At 60.1% G+C, this 25,139-nt stretch carries 18 protein-coding genes; 4 read left to right on the top strand and 14 right to left on the bottom strand.

Annotated elements, in window-relative coordinates:
• Positions 1-3: 3 nt before the first annotated feature.
• The 6 genes from DXT74_RS22510 to DXT74_RS22485 form a co-directional block, all read right to left on the bottom strand.
• Complete coding sequence (locus tag DXT74_RS22510; RefSeq protein WP_194427038.1) at positions 4-1,707, bottom strand: glycosyltransferase family 39 protein; 1,704 nt, start codon at positions 1,705-1,707, stop codon at positions 4-6.
• 176 nt (positions 1,708-1,883) lie between these two features.
• On the bottom strand, positions 1,884-2,138 hold the full coding sequence (locus DXT74_RS22505) for a PhaM family polyhydroxyalkanoate granule multifunctional regulatory protein (protein ID WP_019102797.1): 255 nt from the start codon (positions 2,136-2,138) through the stop codon (positions 1,884-1,886).
• A gap of 79 nt (positions 2,139-2,217) precedes the next feature.
• Positions 2,218-4,494, bottom strand: a complete 2,277-nt coding sequence (locus DXT74_RS22500; protein ID WP_043640783.1) for an NADP-dependent malic enzyme — start codon at positions 4,492-4,494, stop codon at positions 2,218-2,220.
• A gap of 154 nt (positions 4,495-4,648) precedes the next feature.
• Entirely contained in the window at positions 4,649-5,977 is a 1,329-nt protein-coding gene (locus DXT74_RS22495) for a TRAP transporter large permease (protein WP_043640786.1), read from the bottom strand.
• Positions 5,974-6,564: a TRAP transporter small permease gene (locus tag DXT74_RS22490; protein WP_081556966.1), complete on the bottom strand. Its 591-nt coding sequence runs from the start codon at positions 6,562-6,564 to the stop codon at positions 5,974-5,976. The genes DXT74_RS22495 and DXT74_RS22490 overlap by 4 nt, the downstream gene beginning before the upstream one ends.
• Before the next feature lie 60 nt (positions 6,565-6,624).
• Positions 6,625-7,629: a TRAP transporter substrate-binding protein gene (locus tag DXT74_RS22485; protein ID WP_043640792.1), complete on the bottom strand. Its 1,005-nt coding sequence runs from the start codon at positions 7,627-7,629 to the stop codon at positions 6,625-6,627.
• A 249-nt stretch (positions 7,630-7,878) separates the two neighbouring features.
• On the opposite strand from DXT74_RS22485, the gene DXT74_RS22480 reads away from it, so the two are divergent.
• From DXT74_RS22480 to DXT74_RS22470, 3 genes are all read left to right on the top strand, one after another.
• Complete coding sequence (locus tag DXT74_RS22480; RefSeq protein WP_194427037.1) at positions 7,879-10,125, top strand: PAS domain S-box protein; 2,247 nt, start codon at positions 7,879-7,881, stop codon at positions 10,123-10,125.
• Between the two features lie 149 nt (positions 10,126-10,274).
• Positions 10,275-10,607, top strand: coding sequence for a hypothetical protein (locus DXT74_RS22475; RefSeq protein ID WP_081556963.1), 333 nt, complete (start codon positions 10,275-10,277; stop codon positions 10,605-10,607).
• 168 nt (positions 10,608-10,775) lie between these two features.
• On the top strand, positions 10,776-11,282 hold the full coding sequence (locus DXT74_RS22470) for a DUF1993 family protein (protein ID WP_194427036.1): 507 nt from the start codon (positions 10,776-10,778) through the stop codon (positions 11,280-11,282).
• A gap of 165 nt (positions 11,283-11,447) precedes the next feature.
• Here DXT74_RS22470 and nadB read toward each other — a convergent pair whose 3' ends face one another.
• Both nadB and DXT74_RS22460 read right to left on the bottom strand, forming a co-directional pair.
• The gene (gene nadB / locus DXT74_RS22465; protein WP_194427035.1) at positions 11,448-13,040 is read right to left on the bottom strand and encodes an L-aspartate oxidase; all 1,593 of its coding nucleotides are present in this window, start codon (positions 13,038-13,040) and stop codon (positions 11,448-11,450) included.
• A gap of 298 nt (positions 13,041-13,338) precedes the next feature.
• Positions 13,339-13,551, bottom strand: coding sequence for a hypothetical protein (locus DXT74_RS22460; protein ID WP_194427034.1), 213 nt, complete (start codon positions 13,549-13,551; stop codon positions 13,339-13,341).
• 448 nt (positions 13,552-13,999) lie between these two features.
• On the opposite strand from DXT74_RS22460, the gene DXT74_RS22455 reads away from it, so the two are divergent.
• Entirely contained in the window at positions 14,000-14,323 is a 324-nt protein-coding gene (locus tag DXT74_RS22455; RefSeq protein ID WP_194427033.1) for a hypothetical protein, read from the top strand.
• Between the two features lie 83 nt (positions 14,324-14,406).
• On the opposite strand, the gene DXT74_RS22450 is transcribed toward DXT74_RS22455, so the two are convergent.
• The 6 genes from DXT74_RS22450 to DXT74_RS22425 all read right to left on the bottom strand — a co-directional run bounded on the left by DXT74_RS22450 (position 14,407) and on the right by DXT74_RS22425 (position 25,131).
• A complete protein-coding gene (locus tag DXT74_RS22450; protein ID WP_194427032.1) occupies positions 14,407-14,931 on the bottom strand; it encodes a DUF3885 domain-containing protein in 525 nt (174 codons plus the stop codon).
• Positions 14,932-15,911: 980 nt separating this feature from the next.
• The gene (locus DXT74_RS22445) at positions 15,912-16,181 is read right to left on the bottom strand and encodes a hypothetical protein (protein WP_194427031.1); all 270 of its coding nucleotides are present in this window, start codon (positions 16,179-16,181) and stop codon (positions 15,912-15,914) included.
• Positions 16,178-16,927 (bottom strand): RHS repeat domain-containing protein, encoded by a 750-nt coding sequence (locus DXT74_RS22440; protein WP_194427030.1) that lies wholly within the window; start codon positions 16,925-16,927, stop codon positions 16,178-16,180. The genes DXT74_RS22445 and DXT74_RS22440 overlap by 4 nt, the downstream gene beginning before the upstream one ends.
• 142 nt (positions 16,928-17,069) lie before the next feature.
• Positions 17,070-17,492, bottom strand: a complete 423-nt coding sequence (locus DXT74_RS22435; RefSeq protein WP_176219584.1) for an NTF2 fold immunity protein — start codon at positions 17,490-17,492, stop codon at positions 17,070-17,072.
• Between the two features lie 7 nt (positions 17,493-17,499).
• Positions 17,500-22,086 (bottom strand): RHS repeat-associated core domain-containing protein, encoded by a 4,587-nt coding sequence (locus DXT74_RS22430; RefSeq protein WP_194427029.1) that lies wholly within the window; start codon positions 22,084-22,086, stop codon positions 17,500-17,502.
• Between the two features lie 15 nt (positions 22,087-22,101).
• Entirely contained in the window at positions 22,102-25,131 is a 3,030-nt protein-coding gene (locus DXT74_RS22425) for a type VI secretion system Vgr family protein (RefSeq protein WP_194427028.1), read from the bottom strand.
• Between the last annotated feature and the right edge of the window lie 8 nt (positions 25,132-25,139).

Raw genomic sequence — 25,139 nt, 5'->3', positions numbered from 1 at the left:
TAATTATTTTGTCGCGCCCAAGAACTGGCCCAGCGGCTGCTCCAGCCGATAAAGGCGGAAGCGTTCCTTTGAGTCGCCCGGGCGCTGGAAGCTTGCTATCGGCGTCAGGCCGGTCAGGTAGGGCGGCAATTGGTCATGCAGGGACTGGACCAGCAGCCAGCGGCAGTTTTTGGCCTGTGGTGTGCTTTCCAGCCGCTGAGTGCGGTAGTCGGCGTAGTAGTCCAGCAAGGCTCGTTGGGGCTCGCCGAGGCCGATGCTGGCGACGCATTCGCCCTGCCGGTCGATATCGGCGAGGACGGGGCGGAGCGGAGCGAAGGTTTCGCGATAGCGCATGCCGTGATCCAGCGCCGGCAGCCACAATGTGGCTAGGCCCCCCCACAACAGCACGATGGTGAGGCTCCAGCGCCAGGCAAAGCCGGGAGCGGTGTTTGATGGGAAACGTCGCCATAGGGAAGCCATGCCACCGGCAATCAGGCTGAAGGCCAGCCAGGTCCACGGGTACCATTGGGGGTGCCAGTCGGTGAATTTACGCTGCAGAAGGTAGCGGGCGAATTGCGCGGGTTCGCCGGTGGAGAGCACCCAGGCGACAACCAGCACGATGGCTCCCAGCGTCAGGCAGAGCAGCAGGTTGAAGCCGGACAGCGCGCGCCAGGCGCGGTGGGCTTCGCCGGCGCGCAAGCCAGAGATGGCCAACAGCGCCAGCGGTAGCAGCAGGGGCATCGCATATAGTTCGCGAGCGTCGCCCGCCAACGACAAGACCGTCAGCGTCACTAGCCAGAGCAGGGCCGGCGCGGCGGGCCAGGCGCGGGTCCATTGCCGGCGGCCGCGCCAAAGCCCCCACAAGGCCAGTGGCAACACCGGAATGCCGTACCAGGGCAGAGTGCGGCCGTAGAAGAGCCGCGGTGCCTTGGGGCCCAAGTGGGCACTGCCGTCGAAGCGGCCGAAATTGTTCACTTTGAACCAGAGCTGGAACAAGGCGGGATCGCGCAAGTACAGGTTTAAGCCCCACAGCGCGGTCAGCGGCAAGCCGATGAGCGCGGCAAGCAGCAGGCCGCCGGCGTAACGGCGGCTGCGGTAATCGGGGTGCAGCGGCAGCAGCAAGGCGGCCAGGCCCAGGCAGCCGGGCCCCAGCAGGCCCTTGCTCAAGAAAGCGACGGCTCCGCCCAGGCCCAGCAGCGCCCCGCCCAGCCAGGCGCGCCGGCGCAGCAGCACCAATCCGGCCAGGCCCCAGGCGATGCCGGCCAGCAAGGCGGTGTCGGTGATCATTTGGTGGGCGCGCATCGGCAGGCCCAGGCATCCCAACAGCAACAAGGGGCCCCAGGGCGCGGCGCGCCGGCCATACAAGGCCCCGGCGGAGACGGCGGTGCCGGCCAGAGCCAGCGCCATCCAGCCGCCGGCGGCCAAGCGGGCGGCGTCCGGGGCGCTGAGCCAGCCGCTGAACAATTGCATGGTGAAGGCGGCGCTGATGAAGAATAGCGGCGGCTTTTCCATGAAGGGTTCGCCGGCCAGCGTCGGCACGATCCAGTCGCCGGTCTCTGCGATATGGCGGATCAGGCCAAAGGTATAGGCTTCGTCCGGCTTCCAAGGCTCATGGCCTACCAAGCCGGGCAACAGCCAGGCGACAGCAATGATCAAGAACAGCCAAGCGGGGATGGACGGCAGACCGGAGTCGGCGGGCTGCTCGGCGGGTGGAGTGGAAAAACGCATGGAGTCCGCGGAAAATTCGTTGTTATGGGAAAGGGGAGGGCACGCCGTCCCGCTCATCACGATAATGCGTAGCGGCCACGGGCTTCTGCCAGGAAGGTCCGCGGCCAGAGGGTAGAGTGTAGCGTTGTTTGCGCTTCAAGCAAACTTGAGCTCGGCCGCGTGGGAACCGTGCGGCCTCAATTGTGCGGCGGGTCTTTCGGCCGCATCGAGTGCAGCGCGGACTTCTGCATTTCCAGGGCTTTGATCTGCATGCTCAACATGCCCATATTCATGGTCAGCCAGCTTTCCACCACGCGCAATTCCGCCAGCTTGCGGTCTATTTCTTCCTCGCTCATCGGCGGCAGGAACGGTTGCATGCCCGGCGGGGTGGCGGTTTGCCAGAACTGGCGGAACAGGGCGAAGGGATCGTTGGGATTGAATTCGTTGCTCATGGGCTGCTCCCTCGGCGAAGAAAAAACGGGCAAGCCGTGCTTGCCCGTTCAGTATATGCCTTTAAATCCAGGCCGACGCTTACTTGCTGTTCTGCGCGTCCACGGCGGCCAGGGCCACCATGTTGACGATGCGGCGAACCGAGGCGATCGGGGTCAGGATGTGAGCCGACTTGCTCATGCCCATCAGGATGGGGCCGATGGTCACGCCGTCGGAGGCGGAGACGCGCAACAGGTTGTAGCTGATGTTGGCGGCTTCCACATTCGGCATGATCAGCAGGTTGGCGGAACCTTTCAGCGTGCTGTCCGGCATCGCCTGGTTGCGGATGCTTTCCACCAGCGCGGCGTCGCCCTGCATCTCTCCGTCGATTTCCAGGTCCGGCTGCGCGGCGCGGATCTGGTCGAAGGCGGCGCGCATCTTCTGCGCCGACGCGCTGTTCAGCGTGCCGAAACTGGAGTTGGACAGCAGCGCGGCCTTGGGCGCAATGCCGAAGCGCTTGATCGATTCGCTGGCCATGCGGGTGATGCTGGCCAGTTGTTCTGCGCTCGGGTCGGCGTTGACGTAAGTGTCGGCGATGAAGATGTTGCCGGTGGGCAGGATCAGCGCGTTCATCGCGCCGGCCACTTTCTCTGGGTTGTTGTAGCCGAGCACGGTTTCAACGATGTCGAAGTGCTGACGATACGGCCCGTAGGTGCCGCAGATCATCGCGTCGGCGTCGCCGCGGCGCACCATCAGCGCGCCGATCAGCGTGGTATTGCCGATCACGCGGCGGCGAGCCTGCTCTTGGGACACGCCCTTGCGCTTGGTCAGCTGGTAGTACTCTTTCCAGTAGTCGGCGAAGCGCGGGTCGGATTCGTTGTTGACGATCTCGAAGTCCTTGCCGGCCACCAGCTTCAGGCCCAGCTTCTGGATGCGCATGTCGATGACGCTGGGGCGACCGATCAGGATGGGCTTGGCCAGGCCTTGGGTGACGATTTCCTGAGTGGCGTGCAGTACGCGCTCGTCCTCGCCCTCGGCCAGCACCACGCGTTTCTGGTCTTTCTTGGCCTGGGCGAACACCGGCTTCATGAACAGATTGGTCTTGTACACGAATTGGGCCAGTTGATCGGCGTAGGCGTCGAAGTCCTGGATCGGGCGGGTAGCCACGCCGGAATCCATCGCGGCCTTGGCCACGGCGGGGGCGATCTTGACGATCAGGCGCGGATCGAACGGCTTCGGAATCACGTATTCCGGGCCGAAGGACAGCTCCTGGTCGCCGTAAGCGGTGGCCACCACGTCGTTCTGTTCCGCCAGCGCCAGGTCGGCGATCGCGCGCACGGTGGCCAGCTTCATCTCTTCATTGATGGTGGTGGCGCCCACATCCAGCGCGCCGCGGAAGATGAAGGGGAAGCACAGCACGTTGTTGACCTGGTTCGGGTAGTCCGAACGGCCGGTGCCGATGATGGCGTCCGGGCGAACTTCCTTCACCAGCGGCGGCAGGATTTCCGGCTCGGGATTGGCCATGGCCAGGATCAGCGGCGAGCGGGCCATGGATTTGACCATGTCCTGGGACACCAGCTTGGGACCGGACAGGCCCATGAAAATGTCGGCGCCGGTCATGGCGTCGGCGAGCTTGCGCTGGCCGTTGTCCTTGATCGCGTAGCGCTTCTTGGAGTCGTCCAGCTTCTCGTCGCGGCCTTCGTAGATCACGCCCTTGGAGTCGCAGACGGTGATGTTCTCGCGTTTCACGCCCAGGGCCACCAGCAGGTCCAGGCAGGCGATGGCGGCGGCGCCGGCGCCGGAAGCCACCACGCGCACTTGAGCGATGTCCTTCTCCACCAGGCGCAGGCTGTTCAGCACCGCGGCGGCGGCCACGATGGCGGTGCCGTGCTGGTCATCGTGGAACACCGGGATGTTCATGCGTTCGCGGCACTTCTTCTCGATATAGAAGCATTCCGGCGCCTTGATGTCTTCAAGGTTGATGCCGCCGAAGGTGGGTTCCAGCGAACAGATGATGTCCACCAGTTTGTCCGGGTCCAGTTCGTTGACTTCGATGTCGAACACGTCGATGCCGGCGAACTTCTTGAACAACACGCCCTTGCCTTCCATCACCGGCTTGCCGGCCAGCGCGCCGATATTGCCCAGGCCCAGCACGGCGGTGCCGTTGGAGATCACCGCGACCAGATTGCCGCGCGCGGTGTATTTGTAGGCGTTCAGCGGATCTTCCACGATGGCGTCGCAGGCGGCCGCCACTCCGGGGGAGTAGGCCAGGGCGAGGTCGCGTTGGGTGGTGAGAGGCTTGGTCGGGGCAACCTGGATTTTGCCCGGGTTGGGGTACTGGTGGTATTCCAGTGCGCTCTGGCGCAATTGCTCGTCCATTCTCTGGGACTCCTGAGGTTGATCTTTAGGTGGTTGGTTGGTGTAAGAGAGTGACTACACATTATACGGGCTTAACGGTGGACAGGGCTATCGTCTTGTCCGACAAAAAACGCGATGGCGTCGGCCATCGCGTTTTCATGTCTGTCGGACGCTGCTAATTCAGCATGCCCAGCGCGCGCGGCAGCCACAGCGAGATTTCCGGCACATAGGTCACCGCTACGAGGAAGCCCAGCATGGTCAGCAGCCAGGGCCATACCGCCACCGTCAGTTCGGTGATGCCCATCTTGGTGATCCCGGACGCGACGTAAAGGTTCAATCCCACCGGCGGGTGGCACATGCCCACCTCCATGTTCACCGCGATCAGAATGCCGAAGTGGATGGGGTTGACGCCTAGTTTCACCGCCACCGGATAGAGGATGGGAGCCATGATCAGCACGATGGCCGACGGGTCCATGAAGTTGCCGGCGGCCAACAGCAGGATATTGGTCAGCAACAGGAAGGCCACAATGCCCAGACCCTGGCTGGTCATCCACGCCGCCATTGCCTGCGGAATCTGCTCGGATGCCAGCAGGAAGGAGAACAGTACCGCGTTGGTGATGATGTAGAGCAGCATCGAACTCATGGATGCGGCGTTCAGCAACACCTTGGGCACATCCTTCAGTCCCATGTCCTTGTAGACGAAGACCGCGATCACGAAGGCATACACCGCGGCCATCGCCGCCGCCTCGGTGGGCGTGAAGATGCCGCTGTAGATGCCGCCTATCACCAGCGCGATCAACAGCAGGCCCCAGACGCTGTCGCGGAAAGCCTGCCAACGCTCGCCCCAGCCGGCGCGGGGCAGGCGCGGGTAGTCGAACTTCTTGGCGCGGAACCAAGTGGTCAGGCCCAGCAGTAAGGACAGGCACAGACCGGGCAGCACCCCGGCCATGAACAACTGGCCCACCGAGGCGGTGCTGACGCTCATGCCGTTGGGGCCGGTGACATCCATGCCGGCGGTGGCGATGCTGTACATCACCAGGTTGATCGACGGCGGAAACAGAATGCCCAGCGCGCCGGAAGTGGTGATCACCCCCGCGCCGAAGCGTTGCGGATACCCTTGTTTGACCATGGCCGGCAGAATGATGGAGCCCACCGCCACCACGGTGGCCACAGATGAGCCGGTGATCGCAGCGAACAGCGCGCAGGACACCACGCCAGCCAGGCCCAGCCCGCCGTACCAGTGCCCCACCAGCGTGGTGGCGAAGCGGATCATGCGTTTGGCTACCCCGCCGTGCATCAGGAAGTTGCCGGCCAGGATGAAGAAGGGGATGGCCATGATCTCGAACTTCTCTATGCCGGTGAACAGCTTCAGGGCCACCGACGTGACCGGCACGTCCGTCATGGTGAACAGGAAGGTGAGCACCGTCAGGCCCAAGGAGATGGAGATCGGCATGCCGGTCAGCATCAGCAGCATCAGCAGGCCGAAAATGATCAACGCGCTCATGGGCGGCCTCCGTGATGCATATCGTGCGGGTGCATATTGTCCAGTTGCTCGTCGCCCTCAATGCCGTCCACATGGCCGTGGTCATGCTTGGGCAGCGAGCCGGTCCTGATGAAGTTCCAGGCCACTTGAAGGAAACGGAAGCACATCAAGGTGGAGCCGCAGGGAATGGCCAGGTAGACCAGCCACATCGGCGCTTCCAGATCCGGAGAGGTTTGATCGGTGTGGGCGATGTTCCAGACAAAATCCCCGCCCATGACGGCGACGGTGCCAGTAAACAGCGCGCCGGCCAGCAGGCCGAACACGATGAAGCGCCCGCGGCGCTTGTCGCTGAGCCGGTTGATCAGCACATCGACGCCGACATGGATGCCGGTGCGCACGCCGTAAGCGGCGCCAAACTTGGCCATCCAGACAAATAGGTAAATGGTCAACTCCTGCGCCCAGGACATATTGATGTGGGCGAGCAGGGGCTGCAGAGTGGCGATGCCCGAACCGTAGCGGTGCAGCACCGCGGTAAAGGTGATGAGGGTGGCGGCCCCCATCAGGCAGGCGATCATCCACTCCTCAAGGTGATCGAGGAATTTGAGCATGACTGTCTCCGCATGGAACAAGAGCATGCCTGGCAGACATGCTCTTGAACCGGGCTGGCTTTATTTGGCCGGGTTGAAACCAGTTTCTTTATAGATCTGGTTTAGCAGATCCTGGCCAATGCGGCCGGCCATCTTGGCGTGAACCGGCGCCAGCGCCTTTTTGAAGGCGCTGCGTTCTTGCGGAGTGGGGGTGTAGATTTGAGTTTTGCCGGAAGCCTTGATGCCGGCCAGCGCGCGCTCGTTTTCCTTCTTGGCGATATCGTTGGCGTAAGTGGACGCATCGCGGATCGCGCTGTCCAGTTGGCCGCGCACATCGGCCGGCAAGCCGTCCCAGAACTTCTTGTTGACGATGACGGCGTAGCCCAGGAAGCCGTGTTGGGTCAGCGTCAGCTGCTTTTGCACCTCATAGGCCTTGCTGGTGTACAGATTGGATGCTTCCAGCTCGGTGCCGTCCACCACGCCAGTCTGCAGCGCCTGATACACCTCGGAGAAAGCCATCACTTGCGGCAGCGCGCCCAGAGTGCGCATTTCCTCTTCCAGCACCTTGGACGACTGAATGCGAATCTTCAGGCCCTTGAGGTCGGCGGGGGTGCGGATGGGCTTGTTGGCGGAGAAGTTCTTGAAGCCGTTGTCCCAATAAGCCAGGCCCTTGATGCCCTTGCTCTCCAGCTTGCCCAGCAATTGTTTGCCGATGGGGCCGTGCATCACCTTGTTGACCTGATCGTAGTTGTCGAACAGATAGGGCAGGTCGAAGACCTCGAACTCCTTGACCCCCAGCGGGCCGAACTTGGCCAGGCTGGGCGCCAGCATCTGAACCGCGCCCAGTTGCAGCGCTTCCAGTTCTTCCTTGTCCTTGTACAACTGGCTGTTGGGATACACTTGCACCTTGACCTTGCCTTTGGTGCGCTCCTCCGCCAGTTTCTTGAAATATTCAGCGGCTTTGCCCTTGGGCGTGTCCGGGGAGACCACATGGCTGAATTTGATGAGGATTTCGCCGGCGGCATTGGCTACGCCGGATAAAGCGAACGCGGCGCAGAGGGCCACGGCGGCTGTCTTCAGTTTCATTCTCTATCTCCATCTCACTTGTTTGGTGTTATATGGAATCAATCAACCCATTGGCATTTTATGACCGGCAAAAGAGATTTAGCCGGCGCCATGGCCGATTTTTCCTTATGCGCTGTCCTTGTGGACAGTCTGCTTGTTCCGTGTAAAGTAGAATTTCCTATTTCTTTCAACTATTAGGGACTTCCGCATTAGGGCTTTCCCTAGCATGTCATGCAGATAAAAACTTTATTGTCACGCCGTTCTTCCCGCATGCTCTGGCTCAGCGTCAGCGCCTTGCTATTGGCCCTGCTGCTGGCGCTGGGCAGCTTGTTCTATCTGGTGTACCGCGACTGGCGCGACGAGCAGCAAGACAACCTGATCCAGGAGGTGTTGTGGCTGGAGCAGTCCTTGCGCATGTATCTGGAAGGGCAGCAGGAATGGGCTGAAAACCTGGGCCGGGAAATCGAGAGCGGCAATATCGACAGTCAGCGTTTTGCTCGGCAAGCCGCGTTTTACCTGCGGGGCAACCCGGAACTGCTGAACATCCAGCAGGTAGACCTGGACGGCAAGGTGTTGCGCGACCAGCACGGCACCCGCCGCGACGGCAGCGTGCTGTCCGGCGAAACCTTCGACGCGTTGTGGCGCGCCAACCGATTGTTGCGCCCCAGCTACGGCGCGCCTTATCAGGGCAGCGACGGCAAATATCGTTTCGATCTGGCCGTGCCCATCGTCCACGACGGCAAGGCCCTGGGCGGGCTGCGGCTGTCCTACCAACTGGATTTACTGCTGTTCAACCAAGTGCCGTGGTGGATCGCCTCCAAGAACTACATCAGCATCCAGGACCTGAGCGGCAAAACCCTGGCCAGTAAGTTCGACCCGGCGGAGCGCCCCGGCACCATCTCCCACCAGACCAGCTTCGACCCGCCCGGCTACGGCCTCTACCTGCACGCGGTCAGCTACCGCGCCGGCCTGGGCCTGACCCTGCCGGTGTTGTCCGGCCTGATCGCGCTGCTGCTCAGCGCGCTGCTGTACGCCGCCTGGCGCATCCGCCGCCATGTGCGCGAGCGCGCGCACGCCGAGCAGGCGCTGGCCAAGGAAGTGTCGCTGCGCCAGGCGATAGAAGACTGCATGAAAAGCGGCCTGGTGGCCTTGGAGGACGAAGGGCGCATCGTGCGCGTCAACCGCGCCTTCTGCGACATGCTGGGCTTCAGCGCGGACGAACTGGTGGGCCAGGCGCCGCCCCATCCATTCTGGCCGGCGGACGACCACGAGGCCATGACCGCGGCGATCGCCGCGGTGCGAGAGCATCGCCAGCCGGCGCAGGGCTTCGAACTGCGCTTTGCGCGCAAGGACGGCGAATTCATCGAAGTGCGGCTCTACGCCACCCCGCTGGTGGAGGCCGACGGCAGCCAGCGCGGCTGGATCGCCTCCTTGTTCGACATCACCGAACGCAAGCGACAGCGGTTGGCGCTCAACGCCTCCCACCAGCGCTTCCTCACCGTGCTCAATGGCCTGGTGGCCGGTGTGTGCGTGATGGAAGAAAGCGGCGGCCTGCTGCTGTACGCCAACCCCGCGTTTGCCCGTCTATGGCTGGCGGAAGAGCCGGACGGCCCTTGCTGCGTGCTGCTGCCCGGCCTGCAGGACCAGCCAGAACAGGACGAATACGGCCTGGAATTCACCACCGACGGCGGCGGCAGCTGGTTCCAGATGCACCGCCGCCGCATAGACTGGGTGAATGGCGAATCCGCCTGGCTGGCCATTCTGGCCGACGTGAGCGAAGATAAGGCGCGCGAGGGGCGGGAGCTGGCGCAGCAGGAGCGGCTGCAAAACACCTCGCGGCTGATCGCCATGGGCGAGATGGCCTCCTCGCTGGCGCACGAACTGAACCAGCCGCTGACCGCCATCAACACCTACGCCGCCGGCGTTAGCCGTCGGCTGCCGGCGGAACTGGAACTTCCCGCCGGCGTGCGCGAGGCGATCCAGGAAATCGCCGGGCAGGCCAAGCGCGCCGCCCAGATTGTCAGCAGCATCCGCGCCTTCGTCAAAAAACACGAGCCGCAATTGCAACGCGTGGAGCCGGGGCCGGTGGTGCTGCGCGCCGTCGGCCTGGCGGAAGGCCTGGCCGTCAAGGCCGGAATCAAGCTGCAGGTGGAGCAAGACCCGGCAGGCTGCCTGCTGGACATGGACCCGGTGCTGATTGAGCAAGTGCTGCTCAATCTGATGAAAAACGCCATCGAAGCGATGCAAGAAGCCCAGACCAAGCGGCCCAGGGTCAAGGTGCGCACCTCCATTGGCACCGCCTTCTGGCGGGTGGAAGTGGTGGACAACGGCCCCGGCCTGTCCGAGGCCATGAAAAGCAATCTGTTTACTCCGTTCTACTCCACCAAACCAGAGGGAATGGGCATAGGCCTGAACATCTGCCGCTCCATCGTGGAATTCCACCGAGGCGAGTTTGGCGCCAACAGTACCGTGGCCGGCGGCTGCGCCTTCTGGTTCACCTTGCCGCTGGCCAAGTGAGGCCTTGAATCCGGCCGAGTGGAATGACAAGTGGCTGATGGGTCAGGTGAACGACGGGCGCTTCAATAACTATTGTTTGTCATGAGGCCTGGACCGACACGCGTCGCCCGCCAGTGCCGCGCATCCATTCACTCAGGCAGGAGAGGCTCATGAAAACCACAAGCGCGATGTGTCTATTGGCAGGTTTGCTTGCCGTCTTGACGATGGGGGCCGCCAATGCGGCGATCACTTTCAAGAAAGGCTGGAACGATCCCGACAACAGCGATGTGAAAACCTACACCCAGGCCGAGGCCACCGAATACCTGCGCAATAAAAGCGATTCGCTGAAGGAAATGATCGACAAGCCCGCCTGCCAGCTGAATGTGTCCAAAGGCTGCCATCAGAAGAGCGATCCGCATTTCACCCTGGACGGCATCGGCTCCAAGGCGTCTTGCAAAAATGTTTACGCTGGTTCGAAAAGCATCCACGTCTCCTGCCCGTGAAGCGTTGAGGGCGCGTGAAACCGCTGGGCTCGCCGGTTTCCGGCGGGCCGTGCCGAATGGGCCGTGGCCGGGCTGGCGTCTGTTTCCCGGCGGCGGATTGGCTTATGCTGTGGCGGCGCGCCGGCATGTCCGCCGCGTCCGCCTTTCCTCATCCGACAGGAGCCCGCCATGTCCGTTTCCATGTACCAAGCCTCTGTCCCGGTGCTGATCCGGGGCCTGAGTAATCTGTCCGCCATTCTGGTCAAGGCCGCCGCAGACGCCGCCGCGCGCAATATCGCGCCGGACGTGCTGCTCAACGCCCGGCTGGCGCCGGACATGTTCGCGCTGACGCGCCAGGTGCAGATCGCCAGCGACAGCGCCAAAGGCTGCGCCGCGCGGCTGGCGGGCGTTGAGGTGCCGAGCTACGCCGACGACGAAGCCAGCTTTGCCGATTTGCAACAGCGCATTGCCAAGACCGTGGCGTTTTTGCAGGGTTTCAACGCCGCCCAGATCGATGGCAGCGAGGCGCGGGAAGTAGTGCTGAAAGTGCGCGGAGATGAAATCCGCTTCAGCGGACAAAACTATCTGCTGGGCTTTGTGCTGCCCAACTTCTACTTCCACCTTACCGCCGCCTACGCCATCCTGCGCCACAACGGCGTGGCGCTGGGCAAGATGGATTACTTGGGCGGCGTGTAAGAACCTGTTTACGATCTGCTGCGCGTCGTGAAACGTGACACGGTGAGTACGCCCTCAAAATGCTCATGTACCACGTGTACATTCCGCTTTTCGCTCGTTTCCGCCTTATCTCGCCTTAGCTCGCGAGATCGTAAACACGTTCTAAGTCCTGGGGGCCGCCGCCGCTCAGCCACCGGCGGCCGGCGCCTCCGGCGTCAGGATAGTCTCCTGTGCCAGCTCCAGCTTTTCCGGATAGTCGCGGCTGTAGTGCAGGCCGCGGCTCTCCTTGCGCAGCAGCGCGGAGCGCACGATCAATTCCGAAGTCTGCACCAGATTGCGCAGCTCGATCAGATCGTTGCTGACATGAAAATGACGGTAATACTCGTTGATCTCCTCGGACAGCAGGCGGATGCGGTTTTGCGCCCGCATCAGCCGCTTATTGGTGCGCACAATGCCCACGTAGTCCCACATCGCCCGGCGCAGCTCGTCCCAGTTGTGGGAAATCACCACCTCCTCGTCCGGGTCCGTTACCTGGCTGTCGTCCCAGTCCGGGATCTTGGGCAGCTTGATCTCCGGCGCGGCCAGGATGTCCTCCGCCGCCGCCTTGCCTATCACCAGACATTCCAGCAAGGAGTTGCTGGCCAGCCGGTTGGCCCCGTGCAGGCCGGTGCAGGCCACTTCGCCCACCGCGTACAGCGCGTCCACATCGGTGTGGCCGGTCAGGTCCGTAACCAGGCCGCCGCAGGTGAAATGCACCGCCGGCACCACCGGGATGGGCTGTTGGGTGATGTCTATGCCCAGCTCCAGGCAATGGGCGTAGATATTGGGGAAATGCTCGCGGATGAAATGGGCCGGCTTGTAGGAAATGTCCAGATAGACGCAGTCCAGGCCGTGCTTCTTCATTTCAAAGTCGATGGCGCGCGCCACCACGTCGCGCGGCGCCAGCTCGGCGCGCGGATCGTGCTCCGGCATGAAGCGGGTGCCGTCCGGCAGCTTCAGGATGCCGCCCTCGCCGCGCACGGCCTCGGTGATCAGGAAAGACTTGCTGTGCGGGTGATACAGGCAAGTGGGGTGGAACTGCATGAATTCCATATTCCCCACCCGGCAACCGGCGCGCCAGCCCATGGCGATGCCGTCGCCGGTGGCGGTGTCCGGGTTGGTGGTGTACAGATAAACCTTGCCGGCGCCGCCGGAGGCCAGAATGGTGTGCTTGGCGGCAATGGTCACCACCTGGTCCGCCTGCTTGTCCAGCGCGTAAACCCCGTAAGCGCGGTTGCCCGGCAAGCCCAGCTTGCGCGAGGTGATCAGATCAATGGCGATATGCTCTTCCAGCTCCGTGATATTGGGGTGAGCTTTGATCTTCTGCCCCAGCGTGCTGGTCACCGCCGCGCCGGTGGCGTCCGCGGCGTGGATGATGCGGCGGTGGCTGTGGCCGCCCTCGCGGGTCAGGTGATAGCCGGTGCGGTGGGTTTCATCCTTGGTGAAGGGCACGCCCAGCGCAATCAGCCAATCAATGGCTTCCTTGGAATGCTCGACGATGAAGCGCGCGGCCTCCTCGTTGCACAGTCCGGCGCCGGCAATCAGGGTATCGCGGATGTGTTCCTCCACCGAATCCTCGGTGTCCAGCACCGCGGCGATGCCGCCCTGGGCGTAAGTGGAACTGCCCTCCAGCAAATCGCGCTTGGTAATCAGGCCCACCTTGCGGCTTTCCGCCAGGTGCAAGGCCAGGGTCATCCCGGCCAGACCGCTGCCGATGATCAGAACATCAAACTTGAGCATGATGAAATCCTGCAGGACGCAGAGTCGAAATGGATAGGCAGCGTAGCAGACTTCATGCTGGTGTGACAGATGGGGGAGGGGGGCGGGCACGGCTCAAGTGGAGTGTGCTTGTGGGAGTTGATTACGTCGAAGCGGTCAGCACTTGTCGTGCAGGCTAGGTGCTTTTTCTAGCCCTGAAGATGGGGGCTCGTTTGCCGCACAAGGAAGGGTTTTCCACATCTAGCCCCATGTCTGGTAGGTAGTCTTTCCTTGTGGGCATGAGGTGACATTGCCAACGATCGAGTATCAAAAGAACGACTTACTGATTCTCTATTATTTTGTTTTGGTTTTCTTCGGATAGCCAGTTCCAAATGATCTTATAGTATGCCTCGTGAATTTCTGAGTAGTTTTCCTCGCCAAATTTATAAAAATTTTCCAAAGAGTAATTGTCTGGCTGATGAAATAATTCGTGAATTTTTTCAACTAATGCAAATACTCTCAAGACTTCATCTTGATTAAGTGGCTTTGTCATGTCTTTTGACCTCCATTGAGTGCTAGGGGCCGCGTTGGTCTGAGTGATAGTAGTACACCGTTGCGGGTTTGTGCAGTTGGCCGGAGTCTGAACGGTTGGCCTAATGTTGCTTGCTACACAGCACGTTGACGGCACGCATGGATTCGGCATCGGCCAAGGGGATGCCGCAGAAGGCGCCAGCGTCTTGCCTCCCGGCCCCAAGCACGTGATAATCCGACCGTGCTGCGCATCAGCACCGGAATTAGCGTTCCGAACATCAGGGCGGACAGCCGCACATGCGGCATCTCATGTCCGAACACACCATAGATGCGTCAACTCTTGGGCGGGTCATGGTGGGAGCGTGCTTGCACGCGCCGGGTCCTTGATGCCGGTAACGCTAATCCTGCCATGTTCCCGCCGCCTCCGCTTAGCGTCGGAGGGCGGGCATAATGCTCATCAAGGAGTCGCCATGACTAGCGCCACTCAAACCCTCCACATCCCGTCACTGCCAACCTTGCTGTCCCAGCTGAAAAGCTTGCGTCAGCAAAATCCCTCGTTGAACCCGATTGACCCATTGTTGCAGCAGTTCGACGCATACGGCGAGCACTTCCATCACAGCGCTCAACTGATCTGCCTGGAACTCGGCCAGGTCAGCAGCGCTTTGAGCGCGTTGGCGGCCATGCTGGACCAATCCAACCTGGACACGCTGGAGTGCGAGCAGATGTATTGCCTGCTGGAACCCTTCGCCCGCCGTTTGCAGCAGACCACGGTGCAAATGCAGGAACTGGCTTAATTCTTCCAAACGACCAAAGCCCCGGATGGGGCTTTGGGCTTTCATTCTGTTTTTTGCAAATAGGGTAATGATTGCGTGTCTTGCTATTTAAAACTACTTTCCATTTTTTCTATATCATAATTAATGAGCAGGTGATGTAATTTATTGAAAGCAGTCTTGAGTGTGCTCTTTTCCCCAATGACATCAATCCCGCGCTCATCGTAAGGGTGTGCTAATATTTTATTTTCAATGCTGAAGATGTGTAAATCAAGCCAGGTGGATGGGCTTATGCCAAGCTCGTGCGCGATTTTCATCCAAAGTAATTTGGCGCATTCTTCTTTGCTTGTTTGGAAGAGTATTCTTGCAATTTTTTCGTCTTCATCAATATCGTAATCGATAAATCTTTGGCTTGGAATCGTGAAGCCACCATGTTGTAGCTCTTTGATTTGAGATCGGGCAGGTAATAAGTTTTCGCCGGATAAACTAAGTGAGCAGTATACTTCATTATCCTTTTCGAAAATGGAGTGCAATATGGTTTTGGCATTTTCATATGCGGTTGCAAACTGATTGAGCCTGTCGTCTCTTTGACTTATTTCGAAACGTAAGCTGTCTTTGTATTTGTAGAACACTGCGCTCGAAAAGCAGTTGTCTCCAAAAAATTTCTTTTATTTTCGATGTTTTCACTTAGACATCCTCACACGTCATGTTTTTCATATCCATGACTTTCCCGGTGCCACCTTTGTGCTTGTCTGTCATGTGGTCGCCGAAAACATCAGTATTATTGGTGCTTGAATTGTTGCCCGGTACGTGCTGAGTTTCTTAGTACAGTTTGTGTGCGACAGGTAAACAATGTTGAAGTGGCCGAACCTCTGGCTTGCAACACAGGAAGACGGCTCATATGTGCTGTCATAAGCAAAAAATGTTGACCTGTACTTTGTTTTTTTTGGGGCATATTTTTACAAATTTATTTTCTCTTTGTATGAGGTTGTCTGTTTTGGATGTTGTATTTTGCGACACTTGCTACATCTTCATTATCGTCATTTATTAAGAAATTTAATATATCGATTGGTGCTTTTTTGTTTGCTGCAATTGCTTGACGTACTGTTGATTCAGCGTCATTCGCAAGTAAATAAAACAACTCTTTAGATAGCTTTCTTTTTGTGGCAACAAACTGTCTTGTTTCTGGCCCGTGTTTGCATAACTCTTCTAGTATTTCAAGAGGTACTGTTTTGTTGTGTGCGACCCATTTTTGATACTCAGGAAAACGGTTGATAATATCTATCCATACATGGTTTGGGGCTTCTTCTTGTGCGGATCTGTCATATTCTTCTTTTTTTCACTGTCTCGTAAAGCAATAAATTCTTCGGCAGAGTTGATTATTTTGAATCCTTGCATTTTAAGGAGTTGAAGTTGATGTTTTTCCAACTTCGCTCTTGTGCTTATTCATATAGTCACCGTAAACGTCAGCATCTACAACCCAGGTGCTATTTTTATCAAACACCTTCCACACACTATTTCTATGGCCAGTTTGATCATCATGATGTCGCACTGGTTTAACAGTGGGCGGAATTCACTGACTCAGGTATTGTCTATGGACTTGGTCTGCCTCTTATGGTTTTGTGCTATCAATTGGCTTAACTATTTCCTGATTAATGGCAATTACATCTGCGTGATTATTGTACGAAAAATTCTGTATTGAGTCCTGGAGGTGAACATGTTCAACCTCATTAAGCTCCATTTCGTATGCGGCATTAATGAGAAATATTCCGAGATCTCGAATGACGTCCGCGTTTGCGAGAATAGATATTTCATCTAATTTTTGAGGTTTATCATCGCCTTCAATAGTCCCCAAAATCTTTAAGTCTCCAAGGTTTGTCATATGTTAAATCCCTGATTACGTAAATAATCTTTCTCTGTCCGGGTAAGCCCAGAAACATCGCCACGTGATCCGTGACTTTGAGAACCATCTTTGTTCACAACTACCTCTTGTTTTCGTGACTTACATTGGCAATGAGCATGGGTCTGCTGGTTTGTATTTTCTACATGAGGTGGATCAATACGTATCCTACCATTGCCAACAGTAACCCATTGTCCAGACCTGGCCAAGCCAAGTGGGTCAATCCATTCAGTCGAATTCGGCGCATATTGATAAACATGAACCCCACCTTTTAACCTGATTGGATCCCTCGATATGAATCGACCGATCTCCGGATCATAGTAGCGATAGCGGTTATAGTGCAGCCCGGATTCCTCATCCTGGTACTGGCCCTGGAAACGGAAGGGGTTGCGGATGCCGGCCTTGTTGGCGGCGTCGGCGATGATTTCGCGCGCTTGCCCCCAGGCTTGGTAGTCCATCTCCAGCGCTAGCGCGCCTTGTTCGTCGGTCAGCGCCTGCGGGGTGCCCAGGTGGTCGGTATGGTAGTAGTACACCGCAGTCGGTTCGCTGGGTTCCGGCGCCGGTTTGCGCAGCGGGTCCAGGTCCGAGTCATAGGGGCGGTGCTGGCTCCAGCGCGGCACTTTGACGCCGCGCACGGCTTCGGTGTGGACTTGGGCCAGCGGCACGAAGCTGTCCGGTTCAAACAGATAATGCACCGCTTGTTCGTCCCGGGTTTCAAAGGCCAGCACGTCGCCGTCCCAGCCGCAAAGCGTGGTCTGACCTGCTTGGGTTTTGGCGATGTGAGGGCCTAGAGAATCGTGGGTTAGTACGAATTCCTATTCAGAGTTACTGGCTTGGCTATATGTCTTTAGGTGCCAATTCTCAATGAGGTTATATGGAATTCTTTTTTCTCCAATTTTGTCCGTCAATGCTTTGGTATGCCTGGTCAATCTTGTAGGTACCTTCTTTCTGCAAAACAAGATACTTTGAATAGCTGTTTTGTTTTTTTCTATTTTTTGAAATGACTTCAAACTTTAAGGAAGAGCTTTCAGTGCAGGAGATGGCTTCCTGATCGTAGAGGCGAGGTCTTCCAACTCCTAATGTTTCTAGCTTTTCCTGTCCAATCTTACTAAAGGCAGATTCAGTTAAAAATGATCGTAGAATAAGCTCTAGTTTGGATCTGGATTCTTGGTCGGTTTTTTTAATGAACTCATTGTCTGTTTCATACTCTGGTTTTTTCTTTTCTGCATAATACCAGTCCTCCCAGTTAAGCATTTGCTCGAAAAAGTTAGTGGCGAATTCGGTAGGGGTCATTTTTGTCTCACGGGCAGTCTGGGTTTTTAAATATAACAGATTCGGTTGTGCCATTTACTCGTCGCTGATATAAAATCTCGTGAGGCCGAGTTTCACCAGTCTTATATTTTGGTATTACTCTGACGAATACGGTATTGTTTTTTGCTAAGGCAGCTGTTTCATTTTCGAAGTCCCTAAATTCTCCACGATTTTTGTTTTTGTTTTGCGGGAAAATGCCATTAATTCCACCGCTGCCGCCTAATTGTTTGCCAATTGCATGGCCTGCATCATCGCATTCTTGTCCTAAACGACGAGCTTTAGCGCGAGAGCAACAGTTTGTAGCTGTGCCTTTGGCGCCAGGGGTTATTTTGCCAAACGCGGAGCGTAGCTCTCCATTCTTACCATGACGATAGCGAACATTAGAGCCACTTAAGCCAAGAACGTCTACCCATTCAACTGGGTTAGTCGCGTAGTGATATAGGTTGAAGCCCCCGAACAACCCAATCGGATCCCGCGAAATAAACCGCCCGATTTCCGGATCATAGTAGCGGTACCGGTTGTAGTGCAGCCCGGACTCTTCATCCTGGTACTGGCCCTGGAAACGGAAGGGGTTGCGGATGCCGGCCTTGTTGGCTGCGTCGGCGATGATTTCGCGCGCTTGCCCCCAGGCCTGGTAGTCCATCTCCAGCGCCAGCGCGCCTTGTTCGTCGGTCAGCGCTTGCGGGGTGCCCAGATGGTCGGTGTGGTAGTAGTACACCGCCTTAGGGGCTTCGGGTTCCGGCGCGGGCTGGCGTAGCGGGTCCTTGTCCGGGTCGTAGGGGTGGTGCTGGCTCCAGCGCGGCACTTTGACGCCGCGCACGGCTTCGGTGTGGACTTGGGCTAGCGGCACGAAGCTGTCCGGCTCGAACAGATAGTGCACCGCTTGTTCGTCGCTGGTTTCAAAGGCCAGCACGTCGCCGTCCCAGCCGTAAAGCGTGGTCTGGCCGGCCTGGGTTTTGGCGATGCGGCGGCCCAGCGGGTCGTAGTGGTAGTCGGTGCGTTGGCCGTCCGGCGCGGTCAGGTGGGACAGGCGATTGTGGCTGTCCCATTCCAGCTTGGTGAGCGCGCCGTTGACGCGTTTTTCCACCAGGTTGCCGCGGCTGTCGTAGCGGTAGTGGCGGCCAGCGTACTGGCTGAGCAGGTTGCCCAGCAGGCTGTTGTCCTGGTGGCCATCGGCGGCCGGGGTGTTGTCCAGCAGGTTGCCGGCCGGGTCGAAACGGAAGCTTTCCACACCCTTGGGAGTAGCGGCTTCCAGTAGGCGGCCCACCGGGTCGTAGCGGTAGTTGAGCTGGCCGGCGCGGCTGTCGGCAATGCCGGTGAGCTGGCCGGCGGCGTCGTACTGGTATTGGCGGTTCCACTGGGTGCTGCCCATCAGCCGCTGGCTGGCCAGGCGGCCGGCCTTGTCGTAGGCCAGGGTCTGTTGCAAGGCATTGCCCAGCACGCGCTGGGTTTCGCGGTGCAGCTTGTCGCGCTCCAGGTTGATGATGTCGCGCTGGCCGAACAGCAGGCCGTGTACGTGGCCGCTGCCGTAGCTGAGGATGTCCACGCGGCGGCCGTCCGGACGCACGGTGGCAATGCGGTTGCCCAGCGGGTCGTGTTCATGTTGCCAGCGGTAGGTTTCCTTGACGCCGGCCACGCTATAGCCGTGGTGTTCTTCTATTACATTGCCCACCGGATCGTAAATCCAGCGCAGGCTGGCGTAGCGGTTCTTGGCCTGGTATAGCCTGCCGGCGGGGTCGTAGCTAAAGCTTTCCAGGCTGCCGGGCGCGCTGCGCTCGATCAGGCGGCCGGCGCGGTCGTAGCGGTAGAGGGTGGCGACATCGCCTTCCTGTTGTTTTTCCAGCTGGCCGGCGGCGTTGTAGTGGTAGCGGGTGGTGCTGCCGTCAAATCCGGTTTCCGAAATCAGCTGGCCGCCGGCATCGTATTCAAACAAATACTGGCGGTGGTTTTCATTGCGCAGCGCGGTCAGCCGGCCCAGCTTGTCGTATTTGTAGGCCAGGCTGTGGCCGTTGGCGTCGGTGCGGGTTTGCAGCCGGCCGGCTTTGTCGTAGTCGTAATGGGTGGCGCGGCCCAGCGGGTCGGTGAGCTTGAGCAGGCGCGCCTCGGCGTCGTGTTCCAGCTGGGTGGCCTGGCCGTCTGGCTGGACGATGGCTTGCAGGGTGCCGTTGGCCGCGTATTGGTAGCGGGTGGCGTTGCCCATCGCGTCTACGATCAACTGCGTGCGGCCGCGTTCGTCGTACTGCCATTGGGTGGCGCTGCCGGAGCAGTCGGTGTAGCTCTGCAGCAGGCCGTCCGGACGGTAGGCAATTTGCTTCTTGCCGCCCTTGGCATCGGTGATGGCCACCGGCAGGCCCTGTTCGTTGTAGGCGTACTTGGTCTTGTGGCCCAGCGGGTCGGTTTCCTCGATCAGCTGGCCCTTGTCGTTGTAGGCGCGCAGCCATTTTTCGCCGAGCGGATCGGTGATCTCCACCAGATTGTCCTGGGCGTCGTAGGCGAAGGCCACTTCACTACCGTCGCGGCGCTCGTGCAGCACCATATTGCCCTTGTCGTCGTAGGTGAAGCTATCTTGCGAGCCGTCCGGGTAGATGTGGTTGACCAGGTTTTTCTGGGCGTCGTAGTCGAACCATTCTTCCTTGTGGTCCGGGTAGATGATGCGGTAGTTGTAGCCCTTGTCGTCGAAGTAGTACTCGGTGGTGCGGCCGTAGGCGTCGGTGACGTAGGTGAGGTCGATATTGTCGTCCCAGGCCAGGCGGATGTCCTGGCTGCCGTCATCGGCGTATTCGCGCACGGCTCGCGCGTCCAAGTGGCTGCCGTCCCACTCCAGGTGGATGCCGCGGCCGGTACGGTCGGTGTAGCGGGTCAGCAGGTGGTGCTGGTACTGGTAGCTCCAGCTTTGTCCGTTTTCATCGCTGGCGGCCAGCAGGTCGCCGGCATCCGCGGCCAGCGGCGTGATCTCGCTGTATTGGTATTGCGCCAGTGTGCGCAGCGGCAGTCCGGTTTCCGGGTTTTGCAGGCTGACGCGGACGATGCGGCCGTGCTTGTCATGCGCCAAATCCACCACATAGCCGGCGCTGCTGACCAACTGGCTGAGCCGGCCGTCGCGAAAGTTCATTGCGATGCTGTTGCCAGCGCGGTCCTTGATCAGCGCCAGGCGGAAGCTGTCGCCGTGGCGCTCGTACAGCTGCACCAGGTCGTGGCCGTAGGTCTGGGAGATCAGGGTGTCGGACAGGCGGCTGAGGGTGAAGCCTTCCAGTTCGTCCTTTAGGGATTCGCCCACCGGCAGCAGCGGGTAGTCTAGCGTGCGGCAGCTGTCGTCGTGGAGCTTCAGCGCTTCGCCTTCGATGTCGAAGCGCGCGCCGTAAGCCACGCCCCAGCGCGCGCCCAGATCGCCGTGGGCGTCGTTGCCGTCAAAATTGGAGCGGTATTGCCGGGTCCAGACGATGGGCAGCACGCCGGGCAGGCTGAAGTCGGTGTGTTGCAGCGATTCTTCGCCCAGCACATAGCCTATGCTGTTGGGCGAGGCGGCGCAGGCGCATTTGGGCGGCGGTTTGATCTTGCCCTTGAAGCGGCTGGTGACCTCTTGATAAAGCTGCTGGGTGCCTTTCTTGGCCTTGTTGGTCACTTTGTTGGCCACGGCGGCGGCCTTGTTGGGCAGGTGCTTGAGAAAAGCTTCCAGCAGCTTGTTCAGCAAGGGCTTCAGGTGGCTAGAGTACATGGACAGCAGCTTGGCGGTGAGCTGGCCAGCCCAGGCCAGCAGGGTGCGGCCCAGGCTCAACATCATGCGGGCGGCGGCGCTGCCTTTCAGCGCCATGTCTATGCCTTTGGCCGCGGCCACGGTCATGCCGGCCGCAGCTTCTTTCTTGGCGTTGGCGGCGGCGCGGTTCAGCGCGTCCAGCTCCGCGCCCACCGATGCCCAGAAGCCTTGCTTATTGGTTTTCTCCAGGTGGTATTTGACCGGCGCTTGCGGCACGTGCTGTTTGACGTAGCCGCTGAAATTGCCGGAACCCAGGCTGATCAGCAGATTGGCCAGGTCTGAGATGATGACCTTGCCCTTGCCGCCGCAGGTTTCCAGCGTGCTCTGCATTTTGCTGTCCACGTGCTTGACCCATTGGTCCGGCATATTGCGGAAGTCGGCCGGCAGCATATTGGCCACTTTCCGGGTTATGCCTTCGGTCAGTTCCATTTTCAGCCAGTCGCCGCCGGCGCGGCGCACGCTGGTGGCGCACAGCTTCAGCGTGGGGCGCGCACCCATTTTGAAGAGGCCGCCGGCGGCCGGTACCACGCCCACCAGATCCACACCCAGAAACAGCCAGTCGAAAACGTCGACTTCCTGTTTCTTCTTGCTCTTTTCCGACATCTCCATCAGATCGACGATGACGTCGCCCACCGAGATCAGGTTGCCGACGATGGGCACCGCGCTGCCTATGGTTTTGAGGCTGTCCACCGACAGATGGCCGTCGCTGATGCTTTGCAGCCATTGATCGAAAGTCTTGCCGGTTTGTTGGATGACCTGGGCTGCGTTTTGCGGCGTGCCGTTGATCACGGCGACGGGTTTGGCTTGGGCTGCGGTGCTCATGTTGGAGAAGGGCTCTTAAGCGATATTCTTGATCATGCCGGCGGCGGAAGGGAGGGACGCACCGGAGGCAAGTTGTTTGATGTCGCGCGCTTGTTGCAGCGCGGCCTGGGCTTGGGAGGCCATGGCCTTGGCCTGATCCACCGCGCCCTTGGCTTGGGCCAGGTTTTGCGCCAGGCCGGCGGCGGCGGGCGGTAGCGCCTTGCCCACCAGGCTGCTTAGCTGGCTCATGGCCTGCTGCTGCACCGCGGCCCCCATTTTTTGCAGTACCGCTTCCGGCTGCGGCACAAAGGGGAAGATGTCCGCCTCGCTCTTGTGCGGACGGCCCAGGAATTTCACTTGCGCCGGTCCGGTGGGCAGGCCGTTGACCATGGCCTTGCCTGCGGCGTCCAGCACGCCGCTGTGCTTGACGCCTAGCGCGTCGGTGACCACGAACTTGCCCTGGTCCATGGAGTAACCGTTGGCGAAATCGTGGATCACTTGCAGATTGCCCGTGCCCGGCTTGTTGAAGGTGGGCGTGGGCGTGCTGAGGCTGGCCGGCCCGCTGAGCGCGTGGCTGGCACCCTTGACGCTGACTTCGCCCGGGCAGTGCACTTCGATATTGCCGCCCTTGAGGCGGATATAGCCGCCGCCGCTGGTGAGCAGGATTTCCTGGCCGGCGGCGATTTCCACCTTGCCCTTGCAGGCGGTGACGGTCACATCCTTGTCCGCGGTCACTTCGATAGTGTCGCTTTGCGCCTGCATTTGAATTTTGCCCTTGGCGGCAATCAGCTTCAGCGCCACCTTGTCCTTCACCCCGGCCACGAACAGGCTGATGTGCTGGCCCACATTGTGAATCCAGCGCCGGCCGCTGGTCTGGTTGGTATCGCGCTGCGCTACCAGGTCCAGGTTGGTCCCCGCCGCCACGGTCTGGCTTTGCTGGCTCAGGCTGGCGATGCCCGCAGGGGCGGACAGCACGATTAACGGCTGCTGGCCGGCTTGGTCTTTCGCGGTCTTGCCGTCTTTGTCGGTGTTGGAGCCGGCTTCCCAGGCTTTCAGGGCGGCGGCCTGGTGTTGCAGGTGGCCTTCGGTTTTCTTGGCGGCTTTGGCATTGTCCGCGCCGATTTCTTCCGGCCCGGTTTCCATGGTGTCGGCCTGCTGACCAGTGGCGGTGTCGCCCAGGCTTTGGCTCAGGGCCAGGGCCGCGTCCAGCTGGCTTTGCGCCTGTTCGCGCGCCAGCTGTTTGCCGGACGCGCCGTTCTGCGCTTCGGTGCTCAGCAGCAGGCCGTGGCCGGCGCGGATGGCGCCGTGCTGGTCGGTTCTGAGTTCGAAGCCGTCGCCGCGCGGCTCGGCTTTGCCGTTGCTGCGCGGGTGGGTGAGGAAGCCTTGGTTGAGTTGGGTTTTGCCCGGTTCACTCGATAGCTTGGTTCTGACTTCACCGGGGGTGTCGTCAAACAAGAGTTCGTTGTATTGGCCGCCCTGGTGTTCCTTGGATTTGATGCCGGACAGCGTCTTGTTGGCGGGTAGCGCGCCGGCGCCGCTGAAGTCCGGCGGCGGGTGGCTGCCGTTGTAGAGCACGCCGGTGATCACCGGGCGGTCGATATCGCCTTCGATGAAGTCGACCAGCACTTCCTGGCCGATGCGCGGGATGAATTGGTGGCCCCAGCCGGCGCCGGCGCTGGGCATGACCACGCGCAGCCAGCAGGAGGATGTGTCGTCCAGGTTGGCGCCGATACTCGGGTGTTCGTCCGGCCGTTGCCAGTGGAATTGCACCTTGATGCGGCCGTGCTGGTCGGTGTGCACCTCTTCGCCCTGGGGGCCGACCACGGTCGCGGTCTGCACGCCGCGAGACTTGGGCTTGGCCAACTCGGTGTGGGCGTAGGCCGGGGTCAGCGGCACGCCGCGGCGTTGGGCGTCGAATTCGGCGCGGAAGGGGTGGGCGTCTTTCTCTCCCGCCAGCGCTTTGAGGTCCGCCGGCAGGTTGTTGCGCGCGCTCAGGGTTTGGCGGGTGACGACGAATTCGCGCTGTTCGCTGCTGTCGCCGTCGTGGGCCGGGTGGTCGTCCAGGCGAAACCATTGGCCGGCGGCCAGGCCGCGCACGCTGCCGCCGCCGCTGAATTGCTTGGCCTTGAGGTCATGCGCTTGCTGGCGCAGTTGGGCGTAGTGGCTGAGCTGGTCGGCGTCGCCGGCGTAGTACAGCGATTGCGGGTCGTAGTCGTGCAAGGAAGACTGCAGCGCCTTGCCGTTCTGGCCTTGATCAATGCGGCTGTCGTCGCCGCTGTGCTGGGTGCTAACAGGTTGGTAGTCGAAACTGGCCAGCGCCACCGCGCCGGGGACGATCTGGCGTTGGGCGTTCCACTCGGTCAGGCCGTCCTCGGCCTCGGTGGCGTCGCTGCGGTGGAAACGCACGCGCTCGATGCCGGCCGGCGGCAGGCTGTAGGGGTCGTCGAAGGCGACCAGTTGCACCTTGGGAGTGTCACCGTCGAGGTGATCGAAACGCCAGGCGTAGCCCTCTTCGTGCAGCAGCCGCACGATGAAGTCGTAATCGGATTCGCGGTATTGCAGGCAGTAGCTGCGCGGGGACGCCGCGCCGGTCTTGAACTCCAGCGTCTGCACCCGGGCGAACACCGGGTTGGCTTGCTGATGCTCGGCCAGGATCTGTTTGACGATGTCCGGCACCGACAGGTCCTGGAACACCCGCGAGCTGACGCGATGACGCAGCAGCGCGAACGGCGGTTCGATGGTGAGCTGATAACGGCTGAAACCGCCGTCCGAGCCCAGGCTTTCCACTTTGGACACCACGCCGCAGCGCAAGGACTCGGCGCCGGCGGCGTCGAGGATGCCGATGCGGGCCGGCAGGCCGAGCAGGGTCTTGAGTTCGATGGCCCCGTCCGGGGACAGACAGGTGAGCTGGTAGGCGTAGGGCCGGGACACGCCTTCTTCGCCGGCCAGGCTCAGGGGCAGCAGTTGCTCGGCCGCCACGCTGCCGTCGCCCAGGCTGAGGGTGAGCAGGCGTTGGTCTTGGTTGAAGGCGGAGGCGAAGCTGGCGAGCAGGGTGCTGAGGTCCATGGCGTTAA

This window comes from Chromobacterium sp. Rain0013 (genome assembly GCF_015291765.1).
Lineage (GTDB): Bacteria > Pseudomonadota > Gammaproteobacteria > Burkholderiales > Chromobacteriaceae > Chromobacterium > Chromobacterium haemolyticum.
Note: the sequence above shows the minus strand (reverse complement) of the source record. Positions and strands in the feature narration are given on the sequence as shown.

Excerpts from the sequence above, each read along its gene's own strand:
- DXT74_RS22495 (WP_043640786.1), bottom strand. The coding sequence starts at position 5,977 with ATGAGCGCGTTGATCATTTTCGGCCTGCTGATGCTGCTGATGCTGACC.
- DXT74_RS22435 (WP_176219584.1), bottom strand. The coding sequence starts at position 17,492 with ATGACCCCTACCGAATTCGCCACTAACTTTTTCGAGCAAATGCTTAAC.
- DXT74_RS22505 (WP_019102797.1), bottom strand. The coding sequence starts at position 2,138 with ATGAGCAACGAATTCAATCCCAACGATCCCTTCGCCCTGTTCCGCCAG.
- DXT74_RS22490 (WP_081556966.1), bottom strand. The coding sequence starts at position 6,564 with ATGCTCAAATTCCTCGATCACCTTGAGGAGTGGATGATCGCCTGCCTG.
- DXT74_RS22470 (WP_194427036.1), top strand. The coding sequence starts at position 10,776 with ATGTCCGTTTCCATGTACCAAGCCTCTGTCCCGGTGCTGATCCGGGGC.
- DXT74_RS22475 (WP_081556963.1), top strand. The coding sequence starts at position 10,275 with ATGAAAACCACAAGCGCGATGTGTCTATTGGCAGGTTTGCTTGCCGTC.
- DXT74_RS22460 (WP_194427034.1), bottom strand. The coding sequence starts at position 13,551 with ATGACAAAGCCACTTAATCAAGATGAAGTCTTGAGAGTATTTGCATTA.
- DXT74_RS22500 (WP_043640783.1), bottom strand. The coding sequence starts at position 4,494 with ATGGACGAGCAATTGCGCCAGAGCGCACTGGAATACCACCAGTACCCC.
- DXT74_RS22445 (WP_194427031.1), bottom strand. The coding sequence starts at position 16,181 with ATGACAAACCTTGGAGACTTAAAGATTTTGGGGACTATTGAAGGCGAT.
- nadB (WP_194427035.1), bottom strand. The coding sequence starts at position 13,040 with ATGCTCAAGTTTGATGTTCTGATCATCGGCAGCGGTCTGGCCGGGATG.
- DXT74_RS22510 (WP_194427038.1), bottom strand. The coding sequence starts at position 1,707 with ATGCGTTTTTCCACTCCACCCGCCGAGCAGCCCGCCGACTCCGGTCTG.
- DXT74_RS22485 (WP_043640792.1), bottom strand. The coding sequence starts at position 7,629 with ATGAAACTGAAGACAGCCGCCGTGGCCCTCTGCGCCGCGTTCGCTTTA.
- DXT74_RS22425 (WP_194427028.1), bottom strand. The coding sequence starts at position 25,131 with ATGGACCTCAGCACCCTGCTCGCCAGCTTCGCCTCCGCCTTCAACCAA.
- DXT74_RS22480 (WP_194427037.1), top strand. The coding sequence starts at position 7,879 with ATGCTCTGGCTCAGCGTCAGCGCCTTGCTATTGGCCCTGCTGCTGGCG.
- DXT74_RS22455 (WP_194427033.1), top strand. The coding sequence starts at position 14,000 with ATGACTAGCGCCACTCAAACCCTCCACATCCCGTCACTGCCAACCTTG.
- DXT74_RS22430 (WP_194427029.1), bottom strand. The coding sequence starts at position 22,086 with ATGAGCACCGCAGCCCAAGCCAAACCCGTCGCCGTGATCAACGGCACG.